The sequence below is a fragment of the Hydrocoleum sp. CS-953 genome (assembly GCF_002260545.1).
Classification (GTDB): Bacteria; Cyanobacteriota; Cyanobacteriia; order Cyanobacteriales; family Microcoleaceae; genus Trichodesmium.
The window spans coordinates 1-5,288 of record NZ_LGSU01000895.1 but is presented as its reverse complement, the minus strand read 5'-3'; the positions used below and the strand labels follow the sequence as shown (position 1 = coordinate 5,288).

Annotated in this window: 5 protein-coding genes; 4 read left to right on the top strand and 1 reads right to left on the bottom strand. The window is 35.7% G+C overall.

The genetic code is table 11. The features are described from left to right. Positions 1 to 448: 448 nt before the first annotated feature. The 4 genes from AFK68_RS11985 (at position 449) to AFK68_RS11970 (ending at position 3,665) form a co-directional block, all read left to right on the top strand. Positions 449 to 1,711, top strand: a complete 1,263-nt coding sequence (locus tag AFK68_RS11985; protein WP_246844139.1) for a transposase — start codon at positions 449 to 451, stop codon at positions 1,709 to 1,711. A 274-nt stretch (positions 1,712 to 1,985) separates the two neighbouring features. Beyond that, complete coding sequence (gene upp, locus AFK68_RS11980; protein WP_094673016.1) at positions 1,986 to 2,636, top strand: uracil phosphoribosyltransferase; 651 nt, start codon at positions 1,986 to 1,988, stop codon at positions 2,634 to 2,636. 305 nt (positions 2,637 to 2,941) lie between these two features. Beyond that, the gene (locus AFK68_RS11975) at positions 2,942 to 3,238 is read left to right on the top strand and encodes a hypothetical protein (RefSeq protein WP_094673014.1); all 297 of its coding nucleotides are present in this window, start codon (positions 2,942 to 2,944) and stop codon (positions 3,236 to 3,238) included. Between the two features lie 142 nt (positions 3,239 to 3,380). Further along, complete coding sequence (locus AFK68_RS11970; RefSeq protein ID WP_094673012.1) at positions 3,381 to 3,665, top strand: YggT family protein; 285 nt, start codon at positions 3,381 to 3,383, stop codon at positions 3,663 to 3,665. Positions 3,666 to 4,051: 386 nt separating this feature from the next. Here the strand turns inward: AFK68_RS11970 and AFK68_RS11965 are convergent, their stop codons facing one another. After that, positions 4,052 to 4,516 carry a hypothetical protein gene (locus tag AFK68_RS11965; RefSeq protein ID WP_094673011.1) on the bottom strand — a complete coding sequence of 155 codons (465 nt, stop codon included), beginning with the start codon at positions 4,514 to 4,516 and terminating at the stop codon, positions 4,052 to 4,054. Positions 4,517 to 5,288 lie beyond the last annotated feature (772 nt).

Genomic DNA, 5,288 nt, shown 5'->3' with positions numbered 1-5,288 from the left:
GTATAATTATGATGTTTTATCAGAAAATATTTATTGATTAGTACATATCTGTGGTAATTTGAAATTAATCAGGACTTATGCACCCGAACCCAGAAATCCAGTTTTTTCGGAGATGTCTTTTGTTCCAACTAGATTCGGCAAGGGGTCTCCCGTTATAATCTTCGATTTAACGGGAGGGGAATTGCCGAGCTGCAAGCTATCTTTTGTGTCGATTTATGTTTTTCTTCTGATTTCTTGTCTTTAAGTTTTAGTGAATCTATGAAATCATTTATTACTTGCGTCATCGTTTTTTCATTTTCTGCTGCATATAATCGTAGGGGCAATTCGCTCTTAGCCCCTACTTTAATCTGTTATGACTGATTCGTATATTTAATCCTGTTTTCTTGATTATGTATAGACAAACTTTACACAAACTATTATAATAGAAGTCTGGTCGAAAAGGAAAAAAATGATCATAAGTCATTGCTACAAAATCAAGCCAAATCGAGAACAAATAGCTAAAATTGATTATTGGCTAGAACTTTTGAGAAGACACTGGAATTATGCTTTGGGTCAAAGACTAGATTGGTTAAATAGAACTAGATGTCCGATTGACCGCTGCTCAATAGTTTCAAGTCCAATTGGCGAGATTCCTATTAGACCAGATTATTATTTTCAGCAATCAGCACTTAAACAGACAAAACAGTTCTTTCCTGAGTATAAAGAAATTTACTCTGAAGTTCAACAAATTAATCTACAAAGACTAGATAAAGCTTGGAAACGTTGGTTAGTTCCTGATAAAACAGGTAAGAGATTTGGTAGACCAAGATTTAAGAAGTCTGGCAAATTAAGGTCATTTTGTTTTAGTAGAGTTAATCATCCCAAAGCAGCAGTTAAATTTAATGGTAAACAAATTATTATTAGCAGGTTTGGTGCTATTCCAGTAATAGTTCATAGACCAATCCCAGATGGATTTACTATTAAAACGGCAACTATAACCAAAAAAGCTGATGGCTATTATATTAGTTTTAGTTTGGAAGATAACCCACCCCTATCCCCTCCCGGGAGGGGAACTAAAGGGGTGGGTTTAATTCCTACAGATAATATCAAAAATTCTGTAGGTATTGATGTAGGTTTAAAAGAGTTTTTAACTACTAATGCTGGTGAGACTGTTTCTGTTCCAAATTTCTATAGAAAAGCACAATCTAATTTAGCTAGAAAACAAAGTAAAGCAGCTAGAAAAGAAATTGGGTCTAATAACTGGAAAAAGGCACAAAATAAAATAGCTAGATTGCATCAACATATTGCTAGACAAAGAGAAGATTTCCACTATAAAACTGCTCATAAATTAGTTAAAGAGTATGATTTGATTGCTGTAGAAGACCTTAATATTAAAGGTTTAGCTAAAAATAGTAAACTATCAAAATCAATCTATGATGTAGCCTGGGGAGCTTTTATTGAAAAACTGGATGCAGTAGCGGTAAAACGCGGTGTTCATATAGTTAAAGTTAGTCCTCATAATACATCACAAAACTGTAGTAATTGTGGTCAAAAAGTACCTAAAACTTTGTCAGTCAGAACACATTCTTGCCCTAAGTGTAAAACTGTTTTGGATAGGGATGAGAATGCGGCAAAGAACATATTAAATAAAGCATTAAACGAGGTGGGTATCATCTTGTCTGCTTGTGGAGGCGTAAGACTAAGGTCTGCCTGTGAGACAAGAAACTTCTGAAGCCTGGATTCAATTATCTTTGTTTTAGAAGCTCCCGTTATAATCTCCGATTTAACGGGAGAGAACTTCACCATAAGATTTTTCCTAGCAACCGAGTTTCTTTGCGTAAATCTGTCCTATAAATATTAGCTATTATCACAGTCTTTATAAAGCGAAATGTTTTTGGAGGGTTGCTCAACATCCCTGTGAAAAAAACAACTTCTCTACGGGCGAATGGCCATTCGCCCCTACTTACTTCTAATTTTTGACTTCGTTAAGGGGAAATTTGAAAATTATGGCTCCACAACTTCGTGTTTATGTCCCACCTCATCCATTGGTAAAGCATTGGTTGGGTATTGCTCGTGATGTTAATACACCCTCAGCATTGTTTCGCTCTGCAATTACAGAATTAGGTAGATGGTTAACTTATGAAGCGATTCGAGATTGGTTGCCTGTGGTAGAAACAACAATACAAACTCCTGTAGCTGAATGTTCTGCTACTTTTGTCAATCCTCAAGCTCCTATAGTAGTAATACCTATCCTCCGAGCTGGGCTGGGATTATTAGAAGGCGCTCAAACTGTTTTACCCTTGGCGTCTATCTATCATTTAGGTTTGGTCAGAAATGAAGAAACTCTCGAAGTTAGTTGTTATTTGAATAAGCTTCCTTCAGAATTTGACCCTAACGTTCGGGTTTTGATTTGTGACCCAATGTTAGCTACTGGTGGTACAATTATGCAGGCTATGGCCGAATTAACTCAGCGTGGAGTTGACCCCAGTGTTATAAGAATTATTTCTGTGGTAGCTGCTACACCTGCTCTACAAAAACTAGGTACTACTTATCCAAGTTTGGCTATTTATACGGCAACTATTGATGAGATTGTCAATGATGTTGGTTATATTGTGCCGGGCCTTGGTGATGCGGGCGATCGGATTTTTGGTACTTAGGAATTCTTCAATAATTGATAATGGATAATTGATAATGAAAACTCTCTCTAATTATTAATTATTCGGATTTTCTTGCCTCCAGTTTCAGCCAACTGATAACTTATAAATAATAAGTGAAATGACTCGTACTTGTATAATTTTGAAATTTTATTAGTAATATGTGATGTTTTAGTAAAAAAAAATACTATAATTAAGTATAAGACTTATCCATCATCAACCAACTAAAGCTTGTTTTTTTGTAACTGGGTTGTTCTGGGTTAAGTCCTCAAGTAAAAAGAATATAAATAATTAGCTGTTTGCTAAATATGAGTAATAAAAATGGTTTTGCAAGTGGTTTGATGGCAGGTATAGCAGTTGGCGGCCTGGTAGGTGGATTATTTGGAATTTTAATCGGTTCAAGGATATCTGATGATACTGATGTAGCAGAAAATTTATTAGATAGCCAAGATTCTGAAAAGGAAAAATCCACTAAAGAAACAGAAGCTATAGAAGAGACTCGCCAAAGTTTGGAGGGTAAAATAGCACAGTTGAATCAAGCAATTGATGAAGTTCGCCAGCAAATAGGCAATGTAAATGGATCTTTGGAAAAGACAAAAACTTAACAGAGCGATCGCTCTGAAGAGTGAAGAATAATTAGATTTTGTAGATTTTAGAGATAGCTCTGGGTCGCTAAATAGGACAAAGCTATGCTAAACTCTATTATAGAACTTATTGGTTGTTTGTAGTTTCACAATAATAATATTTATGAGTGCTTCAATAGGACTATTAGCCCAAACATTATCAACTTTTGTGAGCATATATTTGGTTTTGATGTTCATTAGGATTTTGTTAAGTTGGTTCCCTAATGTTAATTGGTATGACCCACCATTTTCTGTATTAAGTCAGTTAACAGACCCTTATCTAAATATATTTCGTTCTATTATTCCACCCTTGGGAGGTATTGACTTTTCTCCCATAATTGCTATCTTTGCTCTCCAGTTTGCAGCTCAAATTTTAACTGGATTACTAGGTAGTATAGCAGTTTATTAATATCTATAAAGCAATATTAATTTCAGTTGTAATATTTTGGTGGTAGGGGCGAATCGCAATTCGCCCCTACATTAGTCATACAAAAGCTAAAGCCTTTTTTATTTGAAAAAATTACCAAATTTTTCCTCGCTCAAGCTGAAAAGGTGAGTATTTTGAGTAGACAAGGGCGGAAAGATAGAGCAACAATTCTTCCTCCTACTCTTACCTCCTCGATAATTCCCATTCCTCCTGACTCCTGTACGGGCGTTAACGTTTGCGGAGCATTCCGATAGGAAAGTTGTGCGAAGCTAACGGCCGTTTCGCGGAGCGACATGAAACGCCCCTACGACTTCTGACTCCTACCCTCCTACCCTAACCCATAGGACTTTTTCAGCAAACCCTAAATATTAAAATCCGTCGAATTCTTCAATAGTTTGCTCCCACCGAATTTTACTAGGAAAGCCAGATGATTTAAACTGCTTAAGTTTTAAGGGAGTAGGTAGATTTGCTGGTATAGAAACTCTAATTTCAAAATCGGTAGTAGTAAGTGCGGGAACTTCTGGAATTGAACCTAGTCTGGTACGATTTTGCATGACGTTATTGTTATTCGCATCATAAATACGTCCATACACATCAGCGTCATATACATTTTTACCAGAAGCATTTTGGGCTTTTCCACTAATGATAAAGCAATTAGCTCCCATACTCGAACCACTGCTAATAATTCCTGTTGATAGACTGGGGGGACAATCTTTGTAGTCTATATTATATAGTTTAATTGGAATTAATGCCCAAGCTGGGCTACTCCACAACCAAGTTACTATGGCAATTAAGCTGGAGATAATAATATTAGGTAAGAATCGCGATCGCATATAATGAATTTTTAGACTAATTATTATATATAACTTTACCTTATCTCAAACAAGTTAGCAAAATCCTTAACGAAGTCAGAAGTCAGAAGTCAACCCACCCCTAACCCCTCCCAGGAGGGGAAGTCAGAAGTTTTTTTTGTAATACCAAGCGTGAAAAAAGAATGTTAGGAATCATGGAAGATTAAAAAAATGTTAATATTTTCATCGTTGCGAAATATTTATGTTAATGGTTAAGTATAAAAAAATATTCCTAATAAAGAAGTACAAATATTCCTAATAAAGAAGTACAAATATTCCTAATAAAGAAGTACAAATATTCCTAATAAAGAAGTACAAATATTCTGTTGTTTCAACTCTCAGAAATTGGGTTGATGACAAATATTAGGATAAATACTTCAAAAGGTATTAAAGCCTCTTCTTTTAACGAGAGGTAATAATTAATTATTGAACTTCTTCCTTATTTAGAGGATGTTTAAAAAGGGGGAAATACAACGGAAACTCCCGCTTATTTAGGGGTATAAATGACTTCTCAAACAACCTCTTGAAATATTTCATTCTGGTTTCAAACATACCTAAAATGGTGCATTAAGACAGGTTGTTAGGTGTTGCATAAATGCGGGATGATTTTAATAGTTTTGTGGAATGGGCATCTTGTGTGGAATGGGCATCCTGTGTGGAATGGGCATCCTGTGTGGAATGGGCATCTTGTGTGGAATGGGCATCTTGTGTGGAATGGGCATCTTGTGTGGAATGGGCATCTTGTGTGGAATGG